Origin of the sequence: Pseudomonas sp. B16120, assembly GCF_044218845.1 — a bacterium.
Classification (GTDB): Bacteria; Pseudomonadota; Gammaproteobacteria; order Pseudomonadales; family Pseudomonadaceae; genus Aquipseudomonas; species Aquipseudomonas paracarnis.
The window spans coordinates 5386425-5404302 of sequence record NZ_CP162588.1 but is presented as its reverse complement, the minus strand read 5'-3'; the positions used below and the strand labels follow the sequence as shown (position 1 = coordinate 5404302).

The window sequence follows — 17878 nt, the reverse complement described above, 5'->3', positions numbered from 1 at the left end:
GCTTCATCTGCCTCAGCCTTATCACTTTTTCAGCGACGTAATGCGCTTCTCTGCGATCTCAGCGTCTTGCTTGTACAGTTCCTTAAGCTCCTGCCTTAGTCGGAGGTATTCGGCTACCGGTAAACCTTCTTCCAACTGCTGCTCAAGGTCTTTTGAGAGTGTGAAGTACTTGTCCATAGCCAGTGTAAGGTGCGTTGAGCTAAGGGTCTCGGTGTAGCCCGACAGATCCCTGAAAGCGAGATGGATGTAGTTCTCCACCGAGTCTGGGTCGAGGTGACCAGTCCATTCGGCGACCTCGGCTTTGAAGGTTTCGGTGTCCAAAAGCGCACGCCGAAAATCATCCGCGTTGTTCAGCTGATGCCGTGCGATGAACTGGGTGAAGAGGCGAGTGATCATGGCATGCCGGAACATGTGCGGGCAGATCTGAGACTCGATACCTGCGAGCTTTCGAAGCTTTAGGATTTCGTTAGAAAAATTTTTGTCGCTGAGGGGCTTTCCGGTTCTGGAGCATACAAACAGGTAGCCGTGATCCTTGCTTCCTTTGTAAAAATTGCGCATGAGCTTGCGCCGAGGGCCATCGATGAACCGGTCTAACATTCGCAGCGTTGGCATCAGAATCGGTACATACCGCTTAGCATCTTCCTCACGCTTCAGGGTGTCCAAGCGCAATACCGGAGAGTCGAGGCCAAGAGCAATCGCATCGCGCACATCCTGCACCTTCAGGTTTGCCAGCTCGCCACGCCGAGGGCCGAGGTCATTGAACAATTCGATCATTATGAGGCGCCGCATTTTCACGAAGTCGGTGGCCTTGTCCTTTCGATTGGCAGCCCTAAGCATCTGTACTTGCTCGCTGGTAACAGGGTCACGACGCCGTACTCGGTGAGGCTTGCCGAATGAGTGGTGCCAAAGATGGGACTTTAGAACTTTTCTGCCTCCCCGGACTTTGATGTAGTAGGTCTCCTCGCGCGCACGGATGGTTCCGTTCTCTGAAACGAAATTCGGGTGACGATAGAAGGTGCCCACAAAAACCAAAAAATCGAGCCACACCTTGCCCGTGGCAATCACACTATTTTCTGTCTTCTTGGGCTGAGCTGGATTGTACTTAGCGGGCTCCAGTCGGATTTCGACAATGTAAGCCGTGAAGGTTTGATCCGTGAGGTTGATCGGATCGATACCATCCCGATAGCACCGCTTCAGCAACTGTCCCACCATCCCTGCATGGCCTGCCATCGAGCCCCCCTTCGTCCCCCTCCGGGAAAGGCCATTGCGTGTGCGACCTCGGTTGTTGAGCAAAGTCTGAAGATACAAGTTGCCGATGAGGCAGGGCGAACCGTTCGGCCAACACAAGAAGGACATGTTCGTCGCCTCTTTGGTGCTGAATCGATCGACAGAGTAATGGCTGAAAAATGTAAACTCACCGAGTAGAGAATGAAGCTTTTTCTTGGTCACGGCTTGCATGACTACCCCTTCCTGTAATCGGCAATGTTGGACACGTCGGCGGAGGGTGCCGGCGCTTCGACAGTGTGCAGGGTATTGAAGGGTGGCATCGCCATGCTGAGGATCGCTCTTAGGTTCTCAGTTGCATCCTGCGCCGCCTTTTCCCGCAGCAAGTGGGAGGAGGCGTTGTGGATGTTGAAAAACCAATCGTGGGACTCTGCCAGCGCTTTAAGCAGGAGCATGTTGGTCTGGCGATGCAGCAGAAGCTCATGCTCCAGTTCGGCAACCTTCAGCGTGAGGCCAGAGCGGCTGCGCTTGTTGGCTCGCTCTCCACGATTCTCCGCAATCTTAAGGGCTTCTAGCGCTTTGAGCCTTAGGTCATTGAGGGCCTTGAACCCGCCAGGTAAGTGACCTTCGGCGTAGGTTTTCAGAGAGTTCAGGCTCATGGCCATGATCTGTAGGGATTCGCCACGATCGCTGGTTACCATGCGTTCTAGAGCCGCAATACCACCTTGGCTCTTCAGCGCTTTAAGAAGCTCCTGGTCGGCATAGTACTGCTTAGGCCGTTTGATAGCTTCAACCAGTAATGCGTGCAGCCCACGCACCGACGGCACGGCCTGTGCGGCCAGTGAAACACCCTTGCCCTTGCTCATGCTGCCTCCGGAGCACGCTTAAGGCGCGCCACAATCTTGAATTTTTTGCCTTCGTGATCGCTGAAAAACTCGGGCTCGATCTCGACCCAGCCCTCCTGCATCAACTCCACAATTTGATCTTCCAGGTCGTGGGTGCTGATCAACGTGAATTTTTCAGTACCGTAGCGTTCCTTCAGCAGATGCGTGAGCTCCATGAAGTTCTCATAGTTGCCTTGGTGCAGTTGCTCGGCCACGGCCTGCGCTTTCGCGCTGGCCAGCACTGCACCATCAGTCGACTCCGTGATGTAGCGGTATACGTGCTTCGGATCAGTGTGCCCGAGCATCCATTGCAGCGTATCGAGCTTGGCGAAGCTGCCGCAGTAGAAGAACAGCATCGCGAAGAACCGGCGCATCTGATGCTGGCGGAAGTAGTGTCGTTCCCCCTTAGCCGTCAGCGGGGTCTCAAAATAGTCGCAGTAGAGATCCAGGTTGCGGTTGTAGACGTAGGCACTGGACTCTGTCAGTTTCGCTGCACCCTTGAAGTTCGGAACAGAAAGGAGCTTCTGAAGCTTCGGGATGTAGCCGATACGACGAAGCACCTTCTGCATTCGAATGAGTGTTTTGATCATATCTGCCGCGATCGGCTCGATCGGCCTGGCTTCTCGGCGGCGCATGCCAAACAAGTGCCGAGTGCTTTTTGCGTTCCGGAACAGCAGCCAACCCTCGGTCTCATCTAGGCAGTCTTTGGCGTTCAAGTCGTACAGCTCGCTGACCCTGCGTGCCATCAGGATTCCCACAGTCAGCTGTACGCAGCCTATGTAGACGCCCAGAAGCTCATAGAGGCCATGATTGGCACGCAGGCTCTCAAAATAGGATTCTTTGGTGCCCTTGATATTGCTGTGGTATGCCCCGTTGTTCGCTGAGTTCATAGCCAAGCAAAGCTTGCTTACACCAAACGCTGCCAGCTTGGGCCCTACCAGTTGTTGAACCTCTGATGCGGTCAGGGCGCTCGGGGAAACGCTGCGTTTACGACACTCTAGTGCGATACGGCAAAACGCCCTGCTAAGCTCCTGGCCATGGTCGAGGTGAAACTCGATTGCCTGGCGCAGACCCGTGAAGACGATTTCGGACGGAAGGGTGCGGAAGCGCCCGATGGTCGACAGATCAGGCTGGAATTTTTCCGCCTTTATGAGGGCTTCTTCCCTTGGGGCTGGCAACTTCAACTCATGGAGAACGCCTAGCTGATACACTGCGCGCCGGTAAGTAACGTATGTAGAATCACGCATTTTTTCTCGGGCGCCGCTTGTTACAGGCGCACCTGGGAACTCACGATCGAACTGTGAGGAGTCATCATTATAAATGAGGATGTCATACATCACTTTGGGTTGGTTTTTCCCCCAAAGGGTCTCTAGATAGATCTCCTGCGATAGCTGAGTGGTGTTTGGTCTGTTACCACCCACCTGCTTGTGGTAGAAACCTTTAAGATAGAGCGCGGCGCGAACTTTAGGAATTAGCTCGCAAGCAATGCCGAGGTTGTTATCGACACGCTGCTCATCGGAAACTTCGGCAATTTGGGGCATGGCTTGAATGAGTTCGGCCAAGGCGATGGAACTGGTTGCTTCGACAAGCTTTAAGCAGTAATTTCTCAGCCGTTCACGCCAGTTGTACACCGACTCTGCAATGAGTGGAGTGTCAGCAAGCGTTTCGAGAATCTCTGTCAAGTTACCGGCAGTAAGACCTTCCAGGCCATACTTCGCCAATCGGTAGCGTTTGCCATTAATTAACAAGAAATCCAAGATGTGGCATGCATGACAGAAGCGCTGAAGCTGCTGGCCCTGGACTTCATTGGTCTCCTGAATATAGCCCGAATCGTCACGAGTGCAGGACGTTAGGTAGTACTTGAAGCCCAACAGAAGATTTTGGTTTTTGGCATCCGTCAGCAGGCTTCCATCATCCAGCTGCACCCTCCAATCCAGGTTTTTGGGCTTTTTGTAGTCAAAGCTGTATTCCCAGATATCAGCGTCGAAGTCATTCAGCAGCCAAGACGCGTATCGATACGCCTCTGAGGGCTCAACCAAGAAAGGGGCAAGGAAATCGAGCTCAGGAGGCAGTTGCATAGATCAGGTCTTCCATGTGAGAGGCATTGACGTGGTGTTGAGCAGCTTCGAGGTGATCAATCAAGTCACTGTCCAGGCCTTCCTCAATATCTTTGACCACCAGATCAGTGAAGCGCGCCCAGTAGATGGCCTTCGAGCAGAGCTGCCTGCCTGTTGGGTTTGTCTTGGTTGCTTCGACAACGGCGGCTTTTAGCGACAGCAGGGCCGTGAGCACGCCGGTATCGATCGAAACGATCACCTGGCCAGGCTTGTCAGCATCAGAATCGTTTGCTGCGGCTGCGGCTGCGGGCGTCTTGAGATAGTCAGGGTTCTGCAAGTGCTCCGGGATTTCCCGCAATGCGTGGTTTTCCAGGAATTTATGGAGCTCCTCCATGCTTGCGAAGTGGGCGACTTCTAGCAGGCGCGGGCTGTCTTTCATAGCGCGGCAGATAATCCCGCGCTGAAACAGACGGATCCAGCGTGTCTGGAAGAAGGCCAGGATGGGCTCTGGCAAGTAGCTGCTAAGCAGTGTGGAGGTGTATCCCTTGTGGCCCAACGCCCTGGCCATCTCCTCAACGTCGTGATCACGCAGGAAGATCTCGACGGCTGCGGAAGCGCGAAATGCTGTGACTGACAGCCTAGAAATGAAGCGCACGGTCGCGAATTCGCTACGATTTCCAAGAACCATGAACTCTTCAACCATTTCGCGTCTGAACTTAATGGTTTTATCATTCAGCTTAATGGACTCTGGCTTAGACGGTGTAGCAAATCGTCCTGCGGTGTGAAGAAACATATATCGCCACTCGTCGTTACCTGCTGCTCGAAGCTCGTCTCGCAATACTTGGTTCATGGAAAGCGTAAGCTGTACCCACTCGGTCTCTTCATCCGATAGCAGGATCTTTCTCTCACTATTATGGCCGCCAGCCCTGTCTTTATATCCGGTCAATTGATAGGCGCCCGACTCTGTTTTTGTGAGCGCTGTTAGGTCGCCTCGCTTATCATAAAGTTCTAGGCCCAAGAAAAACGCGTCGGTGACATCTGGATGTCCGTGGATCAATAGCATCTGTAGAGCGAAGACGGTCTCTACGCTGGGAATGCCAAGAAGCTTATAGGCTTCGCCTTTGGGAGCTTTGCCCAGGATGCTCTTTAAGTTGTTCTTGAAATATGTGATCCCTTTTTTTAGGAAGGTCGCACATATATTTTCTGCGCCAATTTCGTCGATAGTTTTTGCGTTGCTGTTACCACCGGTGATAACAGTTCCTCGTTGCCCACGCTCTACGCAGGCCTCGTATGCTTCTTTGGCTTTTTGCAGTCGATGTCTCGCCCATTTCAAAACGAGCGCGTTGTCTTCATGGATGTTTTTGAACAGAATTTCGATAGCTTCGCTATCGGTAAGGTGGATAGGAACTTCTGTAATCAATTTGTCCTTTACAACTGTTCCGTCAGCTTTCTGTTTGGTATTTGTCTTTGTACCTGACGTCGACTTTGAAATTGGCCTGGGTAGAGCGCCCGAGAATGGCTTAGCCCAAATTCCGGATTGCAGAAAAACCTCATCCATTGAGAATACAAATTTTGAGTAGGAACGGCTTCGGTTATCTAAGTCTGTACCGTTTTCTAATGCCTGTGTGAAGCTGTGGAACATGAAGTCAACGAATAGTCGCCTGATTTCCACTGGATTTTGGAATGTCGAGATTGGCCAGCGTTCTTCGTTGTTCGCGAGATAATAGACAAATGTATTGAAGTCAGAATGGGATGGGCTCAACTTTTTCGACATGTTGTTGCTGTAGTGTTCGTACACACTTTCAGCGAACTCATGGCCATGAGAGTTCCACAAATAAGCAATGGGCACGTACCCGTTTTTTCCATTACGGCCTTGAACCGTCCAGCCATTCCAGTACCGCACAGCAATAGGATCCAGGTGATGTTGCATCTCCTGCCACACGTGCTGGTAGAGCTTAGGTTGCCAGTCTGCGGTGGTGAGTTCCGGCAGCATCGGAATCTCTTCGCGCATCTTGATCATTAGCTTGACGAAGCTCCGCTGGTACTCCCTCCTGGCTTGATATCCCACGGGAACTAGCGAGTCGCCATCGAGGGCCCCCAAAAAGCCTTGGATGACTTTTTCGAATCCCGCGTTCGAAAGTGACAGGTAGGTGATGGGCGTAGCGGTCACATGACAGTAGGCATCGAAAACGGGAATGAGGTTGCCAGCCTTTGTATTGGAACGTGTGGCTAAAGCATCGAAAGAACGCTGCATGAGCTCCAGGACGTCACGAGGGATCGCTGTGATCGGATAGAAAGGCAAACACTGCATTTCCTTGATGATTGTCAAAGTGTTTTCCATTCACATAAATCCATTCAAGCCACTGTATTAACTACATTTTTGACAGCTTTGATAAGATAGTGCAAGTGGCAATCTCGTCGAGCGCAGCCTCGATGCCGACCTGGCGCTGGCCCTGAGCCTTAACGGTCGCGAGCTGTTTCGCGACGAGCAGCCGCTGAAGATCCTGCTGATGTCCGCCACCCTCGAAGGCGAGCGCTTGGCCGGCCTGCTGGATGACGCGCCGATCCTGCGCAGCGAAGGGCGCATGTTCCCGGTGCAGATGCGCTGGGGCCGGCCGTACCAGGCCGGGGAGTTTATCGAGCCGCGCGTGGTGCAAACTGTCCTTGAAGCCCTGCATGACGAGCCCGGCAGTGTGCTGGTATTTCTGCCGGGGCAGGCGGAGATTCGCCGGGTCAACCAGCAACTGACTGAGGCCTTGGGTGATCGCCCTGATGTACTGTTATGCCCGTTGCACGGTGAGCTGGACCTCAACGCCCAGCGCGCCGCCATCGACCCGGCGCCGGCCGGCAAGCGCAAAGTGGTGCTGGCCACCAACATCGCCGAGACCAGCCTGACCATCAACGGCGTACGCGTGGTGATCGACGCCGGGCTGGCGCGGGTGCCGCGTTTCGACCCCGGCAGCGGTATGACCCGCCTCGACACCCAGCGCATCTCCCGCGCCAGCGCCACCCAGCGCGCCGGCCGGGCAGGGCGGTTGGAGCCGGGGGTGTGTTACCGGTTGTGGTCCGAAGACCAGCACGACGGTCTGGCCGCTTATGGCAGCGCGGAAATCCTCGCCGCTGACCTGGCAGGGCTGGCCTTGCAACTGGCCCGTTGGGGTGTGAAGCCCAACCAGTTGGTGTGGCTGGACGTACCACCGACTGCCGCGTATGCCCAGGCCCAGGATCTGTTGCAACGCCTCGGTGCATTGGACGAAGAAAACCTCACTGCCCATGGCCAGAAGATGGCCGAGTTGCCGGCTCACCCGCGTATCGCCCATCTGTTATTACGTGGCCAGGACCTGGGCCTCGCCGCCACCGGCTGCGACGTGGCAGCCTTGTTGGGCGAACGCGACATCTTGCGCGGCGGCGGTGCCGATTTGCACAGCCGCCTGGCGCTGATGTCCGGTGAAGAACGTGCGCGCGGCACCCAGGGGGGCGTGCAGCGCGCCAAGCAACTGGCCCGGCAATACCGTGGCTACCTGCGCGGCAAGGCGACCCAGCCGGTGGACAACCCCGACCACCCGCGCTGGCTCGGCGCCTTGCTGGCATTGGCCTACCCGGACCGCGTCGCCCAGCAACGGCGCCCTGGTGGCGCTGAATATCGTCTGGCCAATGGCCGAGCAGCGCTGTTTGCCGAAGCCGACAGCCTGATGAAACAACCCTGGCTGGTGATCGCCGACCTGGGCAGCCGCCAGGGCCAGCGTGAAGAGCGCATCTACCTGGCGGCGGATTTTGCCCCGGCGCTGTTCGACACGGTGCTGGCCGAGCAAGTGCGCAACGTCGACCAACTCGACTGGGACGAGCGCGAAGGCGTCTTGCGTGCCGAGCGCCAACGCAAAGTCGGTGAACTGGTGCTCAGCCGCGAACCCCTGACCGGCCTCGACGAATCCGCTCGCAGCCAGGCGCTGGTCAACCTGGTGCGCCGCAAAGGCCTGGAACTGCTGCCCTGGACCCCGGAACTGCGTCAGTGGCAAGCCCGTGTGATGCTGCTGCGCCAACTGGATGCCGGCAACACCAGCGAGTGGCCCGACATCAGTGACAAGGCCCTGCTCGCGGGCCTGGAGCACTGGCTGATGCCTTACCTGGGCAAGGTCTCGCGCCTCAGCCATTTCGCCAACCTGGATATTTCCAGCTACCTGCACAACCTGCTGCCATGGCCCTTGCCCCAACGCCTGGAAGAGCTGGCGCCGCAGCATGTGAAAGTGCCTTCAGGGTCATCGGTACGCCTGGACTACAGCGAACAGCCGCCGATCCTGGCGGTGCGCTTGCAGGAATTGTTCGGGTTGGCAGACACCCCGCGCATTGCCGGTGGGCGCCTGGCCGTGAAGCTGCACCTGCTGTCCCCGGCGCGGCGACCGGTGCAGGTCACGCAGGACCTGGCGAACTTTTGGCGCAGTACCTATGCCGAGGTGAAGAAGGATTTGAAAGGGCGCTACCCCAAGCATTACTGGCCGGATGACCCGTTGGTGGCCGAAGCGACGGCCCGGATCAAGCCGCGTAAGTAGGCGCGATGCAGTTCAAATGTGGGAGCTGGCTTGCCTGCGATCGCATCGCTGCGGTGTCACTGAAAGACCGCATCGGCGGCATCGCAGGCAAGCCAGCTCCCACAAAAGATTAAGGGTGTGGGTTATTGCGCGGCAGGCAGCAGGAAGCGGGCGATAACCGGTAGATGGTTGGAAATGCGCAATGTGTCCTCCTGCCTCACCTTCGCCTCCACCCGCTTGATGCGCGGGCTGTAGAACAGATAATCCAAGGTGCGATCCGGCCCGTCCAGGCTCGGGTCATTGGGGAAGTGCGTCAGCCATTTTTCTCGATCAATCCCGCTGGACTCGCCGTTACGCGGGATCATCGGGTACTTGTCCCACAGCAGGTGCAACTCGCTGTCCGGCGCATACTGCCCACGCTTAGCCGCGTCCAGGCGCAGGTATTGGCCCAGTGGCAGCAGATTGAAATCCCCGCCGATCAACCAGGGCGTGCCCCGGCCTTCGAACTTGTCCAGCAGCTTGGCCGTGGCTTGCACTTGTTGTTGCGCTGCCGAGCGGCCAGGTGCGCCGCCGTCCAGGCGTGTATTGAGCACCGCCAGTTGGCCGCCATCGCTCAAGGGCAGGTAAGTCAGTAGCAACGCAGGTTTAGGTTGGAACTGCCGGCTGATGAAGTTGGTTTCGGCGGCCGGCAGTTGCAGGCGCTCGGCGTGTTCGATCTGGTAGCGGCTGAGCGTAGCGAGCTTGCGCCCGACACTGCCGAAGATATGCAGGCTGGGCACAAAGTCGGCCTTCCAGTCGAACGCCTGGGCGCTGCAGGGGTAGAGGTCGACCAGGCGCTCCTGTAACAGCGCAAGCTGGTCCTGATAATGGGAAGGCTTGGCGCCTTCGTCGACTTCCTGCAACAGCAGGATGTCGGGTTGTTCGTCGCGAATCACCCGCGCCACTTCGTCGAGGCTGAAGGCCATGTCTTCGACGGTGGGGCGATCGTCCGGGCCGCTACCGTCCGGGGTGTCGTACCAGAACACGTAGTTCTTGCCGGCCAGGTATTGCACATTCCAGGTCATGACCTTGAGCGCCTGCCCCGGCAACAGTGTCGGCGCACGGGGTGCCACGCAGCTGACGGGCAGGGTCTCTTTGTCGGCAGGGCGCCAGGTCAGGCTGTAGATCAGCGCGGCCAGCAGGCCGGTGATGATTAACAGGCTCAACAGGGTGATGCGCAATAAACGGGTCATCGGCTCGGCTTATATGCGTGTCAGAAGAGCCACGGAGCATATCACCGCACGTCGGCGTCGCCACCGATCAGCATGAATAAACGGAACAGCACCACGCTGGTGAACAGTTGCAGGAAGCTGTGGGCGCTGTCCATCAGCAGCCCCAGCAACGGCGCCGGTTCAGGGTAGGCCGCCACGCTGGCGCCCTTGAGCAGCCACAACGGCGTCATCACGCACAGCAGGCACACCAGGATGCGCCAGAAATGCCCGCGGGTCAGGCGAAAGCTCTCCTTCATCGCCGCCAACGCCGGCATACCGCGCAGCACCAGCAGGTATTCGGCAAACGCCAGCACCACCATCAGCCACAAGCCCGGCAGGAAATACAGCGACAGCCCCAGCAGAATCAGCAAGGTGCTCATGGCTGTCAGCAGGGCAAAACGCGGCCACAGGCTCAAGGCCATGGCCCACACGTCCTTGGTGCGCGGCGACTCGCCCCGGGTGCGGGCATCGAGAAACAGGATCAGGGCGCCGGTGTACAGCGGGTACACCAACAAACCCACGACCACGCTGTAGCCGGGAAACGCATCCGGGCCCAGCGTGTGGTCCAGCACCTGTTGCAACAAGGCTTCGAGGATCACCAATGGCAGGCACAGCTGGACGATGGCGCCCAGGTTGCGCTGGGTAAAGCGGAAGGAGTCGCGCAAAACGTCTAACGGATTCATCAGGGTCATCACAGGCCTGGAAGCAGAGGGCCACACTTTAACCGATCAGGGTCCAAGGGGCGCAAACGTAAACCTTGAGTAAAGACCATTGAAACAACTCGTAACATCCCCATAACTGGAAAGCCCCCAGCCTGATCACAGGCGGGACCGGAATTTTTTATCGGCAATCTAACGAGGTCGCCATGAACAGCGAAGAGCAAACCCTGATCGATGGACTGTTTTCACGGTTGCAGCAAGCCGAAACGGACTCAGCCCCCCGCGACGCCCAGGCCGAAGCGCGGATCAAGGAGCATATGGCTCGCCAACCCGCCGTCGGCTATTACATGACCCAGTCGATTCTCGTGCAGGAACATGCGCTGCAGAGCCTCGACGCGCAAAACAAGCAACAGGCCCAGCAGATCCAGCAATTGCAGGACGAGCTGCAACGGGCCAAGGCCACGCAACCGGCACCGGCCAGCGGTGGTGGGTTCCTGTCGAGCATCTTTGGCGGCGGCTCCCGTGAGCCACAGCCTGCGCCGAGCAACACAGGTGGCGGCTGGCGTGAACCGGCGCGGCCCGCTTTTGGCCAGCCGGCGCCGCAGCAGAACTACCAGCCGCCGCAAGCACCGGTCGCCGCACCAGCCGGCAGCGGCTTCCTCGGTGGCGCCATGAAAACCGCCGCCGGTGTGGCAGGGGGCGTGTTGCTGGCCGAAGGCATCAGCAGCCTGTTCCATCACAACCAGCAGCCGCAGGTGGTGGAAGAAATCATCGAACAACCGGCACCGGCCAGTGATCAAGGCAACTGGGACAACGATGACCAGAAGTTTGCCGGCAATGACAGCTGGGGCAGCAACTCTGACAACTTCGCCGACAGCGATTATTCCGACGATTCTTCATCCTTTGGCGACGACGATTCCTTCGTCTGACACACCACGCCGGGGCGCTGCGGCGCTCCGGTCTGATTTTTTCCCGGAAACGCTCCCTTGGCTGGCATACTGGCGCCCTTTCCGGGCGCTGGCGCCTGGCTGTCCATGAGGAAGTGCGGTGAAAAAAATTGCAGTGTTCGCCGATGTGCAAAACCTCTACTACACCGTGCGCCAGGCCTATGGTTGCCACTTCAACTACGCCGCCCTGTGGGCTGACATCAGCGCGCGCGGGCAGATTGTCGAGGCGTACGCCTATGCCATCGACCGCGGCGACAGCAAGCAGCAGCAGTTCCAGCAGATCCTGCGCAACCTGGGGTTCACGGTAAAACTCAAGCCGTACATCCAGCGCAGCGACGGCTCGGCCAAGGGCGACTGGGACGTGGGCATCACGCTGGACATCATGGACGCCGCCGACCATGTCGACGAAGTCGTGCTGGCTTCCGGTGACGGCGATTTCGACATGTTGCTCGAGCGCATCATCCACAAACATGGCGTGCGGGCCGTGGCCTACGGCGTGCCGGGGCTGACGGCCAACTCACTGATACGCGCCGCCAGCCACTACGTGCCGATCGAAGGCGCGTTGTTGCTCAAATAGATCGTAGAACGGAGTTGGAACAGGTTTGGAACGTATAGCGGTCATCGACTTTGAAACCACCGGCATCACCCCCAGCAGCCACTGTCGGGCCACGGAGATTGGCGTGGTCATCCTTGAGCGCGGGCAAATCGTGGACCGCTACCAGAGCCTGATGAATGCTGGCGTGCGCATACCGGCGTTTATCGAACAGCTCACCGGCATCAGCAACGCCATGCTGCGCAGCGCGCCACCGGCTGAACGGGTGATGAACGAAGTCAATGAGTTCGTCGGCACCACGCCCTTGATGGCGCACAACGCCGCGTTCGACCAGAAGTTCTGGGACTTTGAGCTTGGCCTGATCCGCCGCACCCGCCTGCAAAAATTTGCCTGCTCCCTGCTGCTGGCTCGCCGCCTGATGCCGGCGGCGCCCAACCACAAGCTCGGCACCCTCAACACCTACGCCAAACTGCCCCACACCGGCCAGGCTCACCGGGCGCTGGCGGATGCGGAAATGGCCGCCAACCTCACCGCGCACCTGGCCCGGGAACTGCGCCAGACTCATGGTTTGCGCGAGCTGTCCCATGACCTGTTGTGCACGTTGCAGAAAGTGCCTGCCGCAAAGATCAATGAACACCTGAAGAAACATCGCGGGTTCTAAGGCCTGGCGCTGATCGTCCCCACGCTCCGCGTGCGCATGCATCTGGTGACGCTCCGCGTCACGACTTTAAGTGCGGACGCAGCGCGTCCAGGGCGGCATTCCCACGCAGAGCGTGGGAACGATCAGCAAGTCGCTAAATAAGTTGACTGACACACCGCCTTCGCGAGCAAAACATCGCGGGTTCTGATCCAGCCACCCCTCTCAAGAACACTGAAGTTCCAATGTGGGAGCTGGCTTGCCTGCGATAGCGGTGTATCAGCCAGCCATTTATTGCCTGACCCTCCGCTATCGCGGGCAAGCCCGCTCCCACAGGGGGTTATGCGTCGACTATCGAGGCTGTGCGCACTCCAGCGCCTGGTCCACCACCCCCTTCGCCATCTCCACCAAATGCATCACCGCCCGCTGCGGCGCCTTCATCACCTCACCCGACGCATTCGCTGTCTCCACCGCGCAGTGCAACAACTCCGCCGCATGGGCCAGGGCGTCTTCGAAGCTCAGGTTGTCATTGAGGATAAAGATCGGCGCATCCGGGGCGGATGCCTTGAGGTAGTAGTCGATGGCACGACGGTGGAGCAAGGCGTCTTCGCTGAGGAAGTCGGTTTTGGGCTGGGGTGGATCGGGGGTGACTTTTTTGACCATGGTGAAACTCCTTGCTGGAAGAAGTCGACACCGTTCGCTTGCACGCGAATTAGGGTGGCAACTGTGCGTAGGTGTGCAAGACCGGGGCAAGGATCCAAACCCAGCAGGCCCGAAGGCCTCCCACGCACAGCCGCCATAACAGGCATATTGGCTGTAGGTTTATTTATGATCTTGCTTGCCATCGGACTTGCACGTCCGGGCACCGAACATTCGATGACAGAGCGAGACTAGCTACCGAATCCGACGGAAACAAGGCCGTGGGATTCTCTCGGAAACGTCCCGCAAATGAAAGGGATCGGTCTTGCTGGCCACTGAAACACGGAGGTTTTGAGGTCTCTTTCACCTGAGCGCTGAATGGTCGGTAGGCCAAATCCGGCTATGACCTAGGACCTTTCTGGTTTTCCTCTTTACTCCTCTATCGCGTCTTACTGCGACCTACCATCCCGTCTGTCACTCATGCACAGGGATTACAGTCATGCAGGAAAGCGATCTTCATACAGCGATTATGCGAAGCAAGTTGGAACTTGAATCAAATGGCATTGATCTGGGCTCCAGTTCAAGCATGGCGTTTCATGTGGGCAACACGATGACAAGCTGCCCGGCAGTCATGGTGTTGCCGAGTTCGCCAGGTTGGAGTCATGGCCCTCATTACCAGTTACTCAAGCCGATTCACGCTGACCCCGCTGTGCCGGATACGACGTTTGATGAACTCTGGAAATGTACACAGCAACACTACGGCCTCACGGCAGCCACCGTGATCACTGGCGCGGCGGGCATACCGATAAGCAAAATTGCGGTGGGTGCTTGGGTTCACGTCGGCTCCAGCAAAACCACGAACCTGGCTAGCCTGATCGGCATGCGCTTTTTCCCTCGTACATTGATCAGGCAACCCACCATGGCCAGAATGGCAAAGGCAACGTTTGGCACGGTTCGGGTATTTGGCATCATCGGGCGAGGCATACCCTTCGTTGCTGCCGGGCTTGCAGTCTTTGACCTAGTCAGTATTGGTAAGTGTGCCTATGAGGCGAGAAATGGAAGGTAGCCTGACCAGAGCCGACATCAGCGAAAAAGTGATCCAGCTATTCGTCGATATCATCGGCTTTATCGACCGAAGCGATGTGACGGAGCAAACCGATTTCATCCATGACTTCGACATCATTGATGACGATCTGACGTGCTTTGTCATGCAGATCAAGTGGCAGTTCAAGTTGCAAGCGACGCAGGAGGATTGGGATCACATCACGACCATCGAGCAGATAGTCGATCTGATCGTCCAGCGCAGATCGAGCCCTTTGTAGGAGCGAGCTTGCTCGCGAAGAACGCCAACGGTGACGCTGGCGTCCTGAATGCACGCGGCGCCCTCGGGTTTTTCGCGAGCAAGCTCGCTCCTACAGGGGGCGCGGCGGGCAACCGGTGAGGCCACTGGCGCCATCGCAGGCAAGCCAGCTCCCACAGTTGACCGCGTCGCTTGGGCAGATCAGCCAGCATTTTTGCCATTGGCTTCCAATTGCCCCAACGGCACCCGCCGCTCTATGGCGCTGGACAAAATAATCGAGGTCTTGCTGAAGCCGAACTTCGCTACCCGATTAATCAGGTTTTCCAGCTCGGGCATCGAGCCCACCGCCGCTTGCATGATCACGCACGGGTCGCCGGTGACCCGGTGGCATTCGGTCAGTTCGGGTATTTCCGCCAGGGCGTCGTAAACCTTTTGGCTGCCATGGTTGGTCAGTCGCAGTTCAATCACGCATTGAATCGGCAAACCCACTTTGGATAAATCCACCTTGGCCTGGTACCCGGTGATCACGCCGCTGGCCTCAAGCTTGGCCACGCGTTCGGCCACGGCGGGTGCGGAGAGGTTCACGGTGCGCGCCAGTTGCGCGTAGGAAGCACGGCCATCTTCAAGCAGGGCGCTGAGGAGCATGCGGTCGTATTTGTCCATGATAAGGCTCCGGTTGCGCATCGCTTTCGAAAGCACGGTTTATAGCCTTCATAACCATGGTTTGAGAAGTGTATTGGCGTTTTAAACAGGTTTTGTAACTTAAGTTTATCCACCTTCGTTTCTAGAATAAGTCTCCCATTTCCTGCCATAGAGCCGCCCAATGCCTGGCCCACGTCGCTTTCCCTTACCGTTGATCGCCGCCTTTTTTGCGTTGTATGTGATCTGGGGTTCCACCTATCTGGTGATCCGCATTGGCGTGGAGTACTGGCCGCCGCTGTTGCTGGCGGGGATTCGGTTTTGCACGGCGGGCGCGTTGATGTACGGCTTTCTGAGGTGGCGCGGGGTGCCGGCGCCGACCTGGCCGCAGTGGAAGGCGGCCGGGATGATCGGCATTTTGTTGCTCACCGTGGGCAATGGTGGCGTGAGTGTGGCCGAACATATGGGCGTGTCGTCCGGCGTGGCCGCGCTGGCGGTGGCGACGGTGCCGCTGTTTACCTTGCTGTGTGGGTTTTTCTGGGGCGCACGTAATACACGGTTGGAATGGGCCGGGGTGCTGCTGGGGATTATCGGCATTGCCATGCTCAACATGGGCAGTACCTTGCAGTCGAGCCCACTGGGCGCGGTGTTGCTGTTGATGGCGGCGGCGTCCTGGGCCTTCGGCTCGGTGTGGAGCCGCCACTTGCCGCTGCCCCAAGGCGCCATGGCCAGCGCCGCGGAAATGCTCGTGGCCGGTATGGCGCTGCTGATCGTCAGCGCGCTGTCCGGCGAGCACCTGCAGGCCATGCCGCCGCTGGAAGGCTGGCTGGCCCTGGCGTACCTCACGGTGTTCGGCTCGATCATCGCCTTCAACGCTTATATGTACCTGCTCAAGCACGTACGCCCGGCGGCGGCGACCAGCTACGCCTATGTGAACCCGGCCGTGGCCGTGTTACTGGGGATTGTGTTCGTCGGTGAGAGCATCGGCCTGGAAGAAGCCTTGGCAATGCTGGTGATCATCAGCGCGGTGTTGCTGATCAGCCTGCCCCAATGGCGCAAGCCCAAACCGGAAATAAGGTAAACTGCCGCGCATTACGCCCTTGCGCTGAATTTTTCCTACGGTAACTACATGACTTTCGCCACCCTTGGCCTGATCGAACCCTTGCTGCGCGCCCTTGAGACGCTTGGCTACCAGACCCCGACGCCGGTGCAGGCGCAAGCCATTCCGGCCGTGCTGGCCGGTCGCGACCTGATGGCCGCGGCCCAGACCGGCACCGGCAAGACCGCAGGTTTCGCCTTGCCGCTGCTGCAACTGCTGACCCTGGAAGGGCCGAAAGTCGCCGCCAACTCGGCGCGTGCGCTGATCCTGTGCCCCACTCGCGAGCTGGCTGAGCAGGTTCACGCCAGCGTTGCCGAGTACGCCCAGCACCTGCCGCTGACCACTTACGCGGTGTACGGCGGCGTGAGTATCAACCCGCAGATGATGAAGCTGCGCAAGGGTGTGGATATTTTGGTCGCCACCCCTGGCCGCCTGATCGACCTGTTCCGCCAGAACGCGCTGAAGCTCAACCAGCTGCAAACCCTGGTGCTGGATGAAGCCGACCGTATGCTCGACCTGGGCTTCTCCGAAGAGCTTGCCAACATTTATCGCATGCTGCCGAAAAAGCGCCAGACCCTGCTGTTCTCCGCGACCTTCTCCGATGACATCCGCCTGCTCGCCGGGCAAATGCTCAACGACCCGCTGAGCATCGAAGTCAGCCCACGCAACGTTGCCGCCAACACCGTCAAGCAGTGGGTTGTGCCGGTGGACAAGAAGCGCAAGCCGGAGCTGTTTGTGCACCTGATGCGCAAAGGCCGTTGGAAGCAAGTGCTGGTGTTCGCCAAGACCCGCAACGGCGTAGACGCCCTGGTGGACAAGTTGCAGGGCCTGGGCATCAACGCCGACGGCATCCATGGCGACAAACCCCAAGCCACCCGCCAACGCGCACTGGACCGCTTCAAGGCCAGCGAAGTGCAAATCCTGGTGGCCACCGATGTGGCGGCCCGTGGCCTGGATATCGAAGACCTGCCGCTGGTGGTCAACTTCGACCTGCCCATCGTGGCCGAAGACTACATCCACCGTATCGGCCGTACCGGGCGTGCGGGCAACACCGGTGAGGCGATTTCCCTGGTGTGTGCCGACGAGGTGAACATGCTCTCGGCGATCGAGATGCTGACCCGTCAGACCCTCACCCGCAAGATGGAACCGGATTTCGAGCCGGAGCACCGCGTGCCGGACACCGATGCCAGCGGGCAGGTGGTCAAGAAGCCGAAAAAGCCGAAGAAGCCTAAAACGTCCGGCGGTGGCGGCAAGCGCAACCTGGGCAAGTGGGTGGACAGTGGGGAAGTGGCGCCGGCCGAGCCTTCGATCAAGCCGGTGCGCAAGGTGCCGGTTTTTAACACTGGGCCGCGTAAGAAGAAGTGATTGATCGTTCCCACGCTCCGCGTGGGAACGCATCCTGTGACGCTCTGCGTCACGAACCTAAAGCGGGACGCAGAGCGTCCCTGGCGGCATCCCCACGCA

15 protein-coding genes and 1 pseudogene are annotated in these 17878 nt (G+C 58.3%); 8 read left to right on the top strand and 8 right to left on the bottom strand.

Annotated features, from left to right (window positions below):
- Positions 1-21 precede the first annotated feature (21 nt).
- Genes AB4P90_RS25215 through AB4P90_RS25200 form a run of 4 tightly spaced genes read right to left on the bottom strand, consistent with a single transcriptional unit; the run spans position 22 to position 6506 of the window.
- On the bottom strand, positions 22-1458 hold the full coding sequence (locus tag AB4P90_RS25215; protein WP_130175024.1) for a tyrosine-type recombinase/integrase: 1437 nt from the start codon (positions 1456-1458) through the stop codon (positions 22-24).
- Between the two features lie 2 nt (positions 1459-1460).
- Positions 1461-2090 (bottom strand): hypothetical protein, encoded by a 630-nt coding sequence (locus tag AB4P90_RS25210; protein ID WP_130175023.1) that lies wholly within the window; start codon positions 2088-2090, stop codon positions 1461-1463.
- A complete protein-coding gene (locus AB4P90_RS25205) occupies positions 2087-4186 on the bottom strand; it encodes a site-specific integrase (protein ID WP_130175022.1) in 2100 nt (699 codons plus the stop codon). The genes AB4P90_RS25210 and AB4P90_RS25205 overlap by 4 nt, the downstream gene beginning before the upstream one ends.
- Positions 4170-6506, bottom strand: a complete 2337-nt coding sequence (locus tag AB4P90_RS25200) for a hypothetical protein (RefSeq protein WP_130175021.1) — start codon at positions 6504-6506, stop codon at positions 4170-4172. Before AB4P90_RS25200 ends, AB4P90_RS25205 begins: the two co-directional genes overlap by 17 nt.
- A 79-nt stretch (positions 6507-6585) precedes the next feature.
- Between AB4P90_RS25200 and hrpB the strand changes: the two are divergent.
- Positions 6586-8712 (top strand): annotated as a pseudogene (gene hrpB, locus AB4P90_RS25195) (ATP-dependent helicase HrpB); the annotation flags it as partial.
- 122 nt (positions 8713-8834) lie between these two features.
- On the opposite strand, the gene AB4P90_RS25190 reads toward hrpB, so the two are convergent.
- Positions 8835-9923: an endonuclease/exonuclease/phosphatase family protein gene (locus AB4P90_RS25190; RefSeq protein ID WP_102666349.1), complete on the bottom strand. Its 1089-nt coding sequence runs from the start codon at positions 9921-9923 to the stop codon at positions 8835-8837.
- Between the two features lie 41 nt (positions 9924-9964).
- The gene (locus tag AB4P90_RS25185; RefSeq protein WP_032904195.1) at positions 9965-10624 is read right to left on the bottom strand and encodes a YciC family protein; all 660 of its coding nucleotides are present in this window, start codon (positions 10622-10624) and stop codon (positions 9965-9967) included.
- 182 nt (positions 10625-10806) lie between these two features.
- Between AB4P90_RS25185 and AB4P90_RS25180 the strand changes: the two genes are divergently transcribed.
- From AB4P90_RS25180 to AB4P90_RS25170, 3 genes are all read left to right on the top strand, one after another.
- Positions 10807-11529: a DUF2076 domain-containing protein gene (locus tag AB4P90_RS25180; RefSeq protein WP_019818050.1), complete on the top strand. Its 723-nt coding sequence runs from the start codon at positions 10807-10809 to the stop codon at positions 11527-11529.
- A 118-nt stretch (positions 11530-11647) separates the two neighbouring features.
- The gene (locus AB4P90_RS25175) at positions 11648-12124 is read left to right on the top strand and encodes an NYN domain-containing protein (protein WP_003194396.1); all 477 of its coding nucleotides are present in this window, start codon (positions 11648-11650) and stop codon (positions 12122-12124) included.
- Positions 12125-12149: 25 nt separating this feature from the next.
- Positions 12150-12761, top strand: coding sequence for a PolC-type DNA polymerase III (locus AB4P90_RS25170; protein ID WP_014720051.1), 612 nt, complete (start codon positions 12150-12152; stop codon positions 12759-12761).
- Positions 12762-13088: 327 nt separating this feature from the next.
- On the opposite strand, the gene AB4P90_RS25165 is transcribed toward AB4P90_RS25170, so the two are convergent.
- Positions 13089-13400, bottom strand: a complete 312-nt coding sequence (locus AB4P90_RS25165; protein ID WP_014720050.1) for a DUF6124 family protein — start codon at positions 13398-13400, stop codon at positions 13089-13091.
- 475 nt (positions 13401-13875) lie between these two features.
- Between AB4P90_RS25165 and AB4P90_RS25160 the strand changes: the two genes are divergently transcribed.
- Complete coding sequence (locus AB4P90_RS25160; protein ID WP_032873225.1) at positions 13876-14442, top strand: hypothetical protein; 567 nt, start codon at positions 13876-13878, stop codon at positions 14440-14442.
- Entirely contained in the window at positions 14432-14698 is a 267-nt protein-coding gene (locus tag AB4P90_RS25155; protein ID WP_019818047.1) for an acyl carrier protein, read from the top strand. Before AB4P90_RS25160 ends, AB4P90_RS25155 begins: the two co-directional genes overlap by 11 nt.
- 179 nt (positions 14699-14877) lie before the next feature.
- Here the strand turns inward: AB4P90_RS25155 and AB4P90_RS25150 are convergent, their stop codons facing one another.
- Positions 14878-15339: an Lrp/AsnC family transcriptional regulator gene (locus AB4P90_RS25150; RefSeq protein ID WP_014720049.1), complete on the bottom strand. Its 462-nt coding sequence runs from the start codon at positions 15337-15339 to the stop codon at positions 14878-14880.
- A gap of 160 nt (positions 15340-15499) precedes the next feature.
- On the opposite strand from AB4P90_RS25150, the gene yedA reads away from it, so the two are divergent.
- Positions 15500-16396 (top strand): drug/metabolite exporter YedA, encoded by an 897-nt coding sequence (gene yedA / locus AB4P90_RS25145; RefSeq protein ID WP_073452101.1) that lies wholly within the window; start codon positions 15500-15502, stop codon positions 16394-16396.
- A 48-nt stretch (positions 16397-16444) separates the two neighbouring features.
- Complete coding sequence (locus tag AB4P90_RS25140; protein WP_020301742.1) at positions 16445-17779, top strand: DEAD/DEAH box helicase; 1335 nt, start codon at positions 16445-16447, stop codon at positions 17777-17779.
- The last annotated feature ends 99 nt before the right edge of the window (positions 17780-17878 follow it).

What these genes read in the sequence shown, in the direction of transcription:
- AB4P90_RS25190 (WP_102666349.1), bottom strand. Translation starts at nt 9,923, where the DNA reads ATGACCCGTTTATTGCGCATCACCCTGTTGAGCCTGTTAATCATCACC.
- AB4P90_RS25180 (WP_019818050.1), top strand. Translation starts at nt 10,807, where the DNA reads ATGAACAGCGAAGAGCAAACCCTGATCGATGGACTGTTTTCACGGTTG.
- AB4P90_RS25215 (WP_130175024.1), bottom strand. Translation starts at nt 1,458, where the DNA reads ATGCAAGCCGTGACCAAGAAAAAGCTTCATTCTCTACTCGGTGAGTTT.
- AB4P90_RS25205 (WP_130175022.1), bottom strand. Translation starts at nt 4,186, where the DNA reads ATGCAACTGCCTCCTGAGCTCGATTTCCTTGCCCCTTTCTTGGTTGAG.
- AB4P90_RS25155 (WP_019818047.1), top strand. Translation starts at nt 14,432, where the DNA reads ATGGAAGGTAGCCTGACCAGAGCCGACATCAGCGAAAAAGTGATCCAG.
- AB4P90_RS25200 (WP_130175021.1), bottom strand. Translation starts at nt 6,506, where the DNA reads ATGGAAAACACTTTGACAATCATCAAGGAAATGCAGTGTTTGCCTTTC.
- AB4P90_RS25150 (WP_014720049.1), bottom strand. Translation starts at nt 15,339, where the DNA reads ATGGACAAATACGACCGCATGCTCCTCAGCGCCCTGCTTGAAGATGGC.
- AB4P90_RS25165 (WP_014720050.1), bottom strand. Translation starts at nt 13,400, where the DNA reads ATGGTCAAAAAAGTCACCCCCGATCCACCCCAGCCCAAAACCGACTTC.
- AB4P90_RS25210 (WP_130175023.1), bottom strand. Translation starts at nt 2,090, where the DNA reads ATGAGCAAGGGCAAGGGTGTTTCACTGGCCGCACAGGCCGTGCCGTCG.
- AB4P90_RS25140 (WP_020301742.1), top strand. Translation starts at nt 16,445, where the DNA reads ATGACTTTCGCCACCCTTGGCCTGATCGAACCCTTGCTGCGCGCCCTT.
- AB4P90_RS25160 (WP_032873225.1), top strand. Translation starts at nt 13,876, where the DNA reads ATGCAGGAAAGCGATCTTCATACAGCGATTATGCGAAGCAAGTTGGAA.
- AB4P90_RS25185 (WP_032904195.1), bottom strand. Translation starts at nt 10,624, where the DNA reads ATGAATCCGTTAGACGTTTTGCGCGACTCCTTCCGCTTTACCCAGCGC.
- yedA (WP_073452101.1), top strand. Translation starts at nt 15,500, where the DNA reads ATGCCTGGCCCACGTCGCTTTCCCTTACCGTTGATCGCCGCCTTTTTT.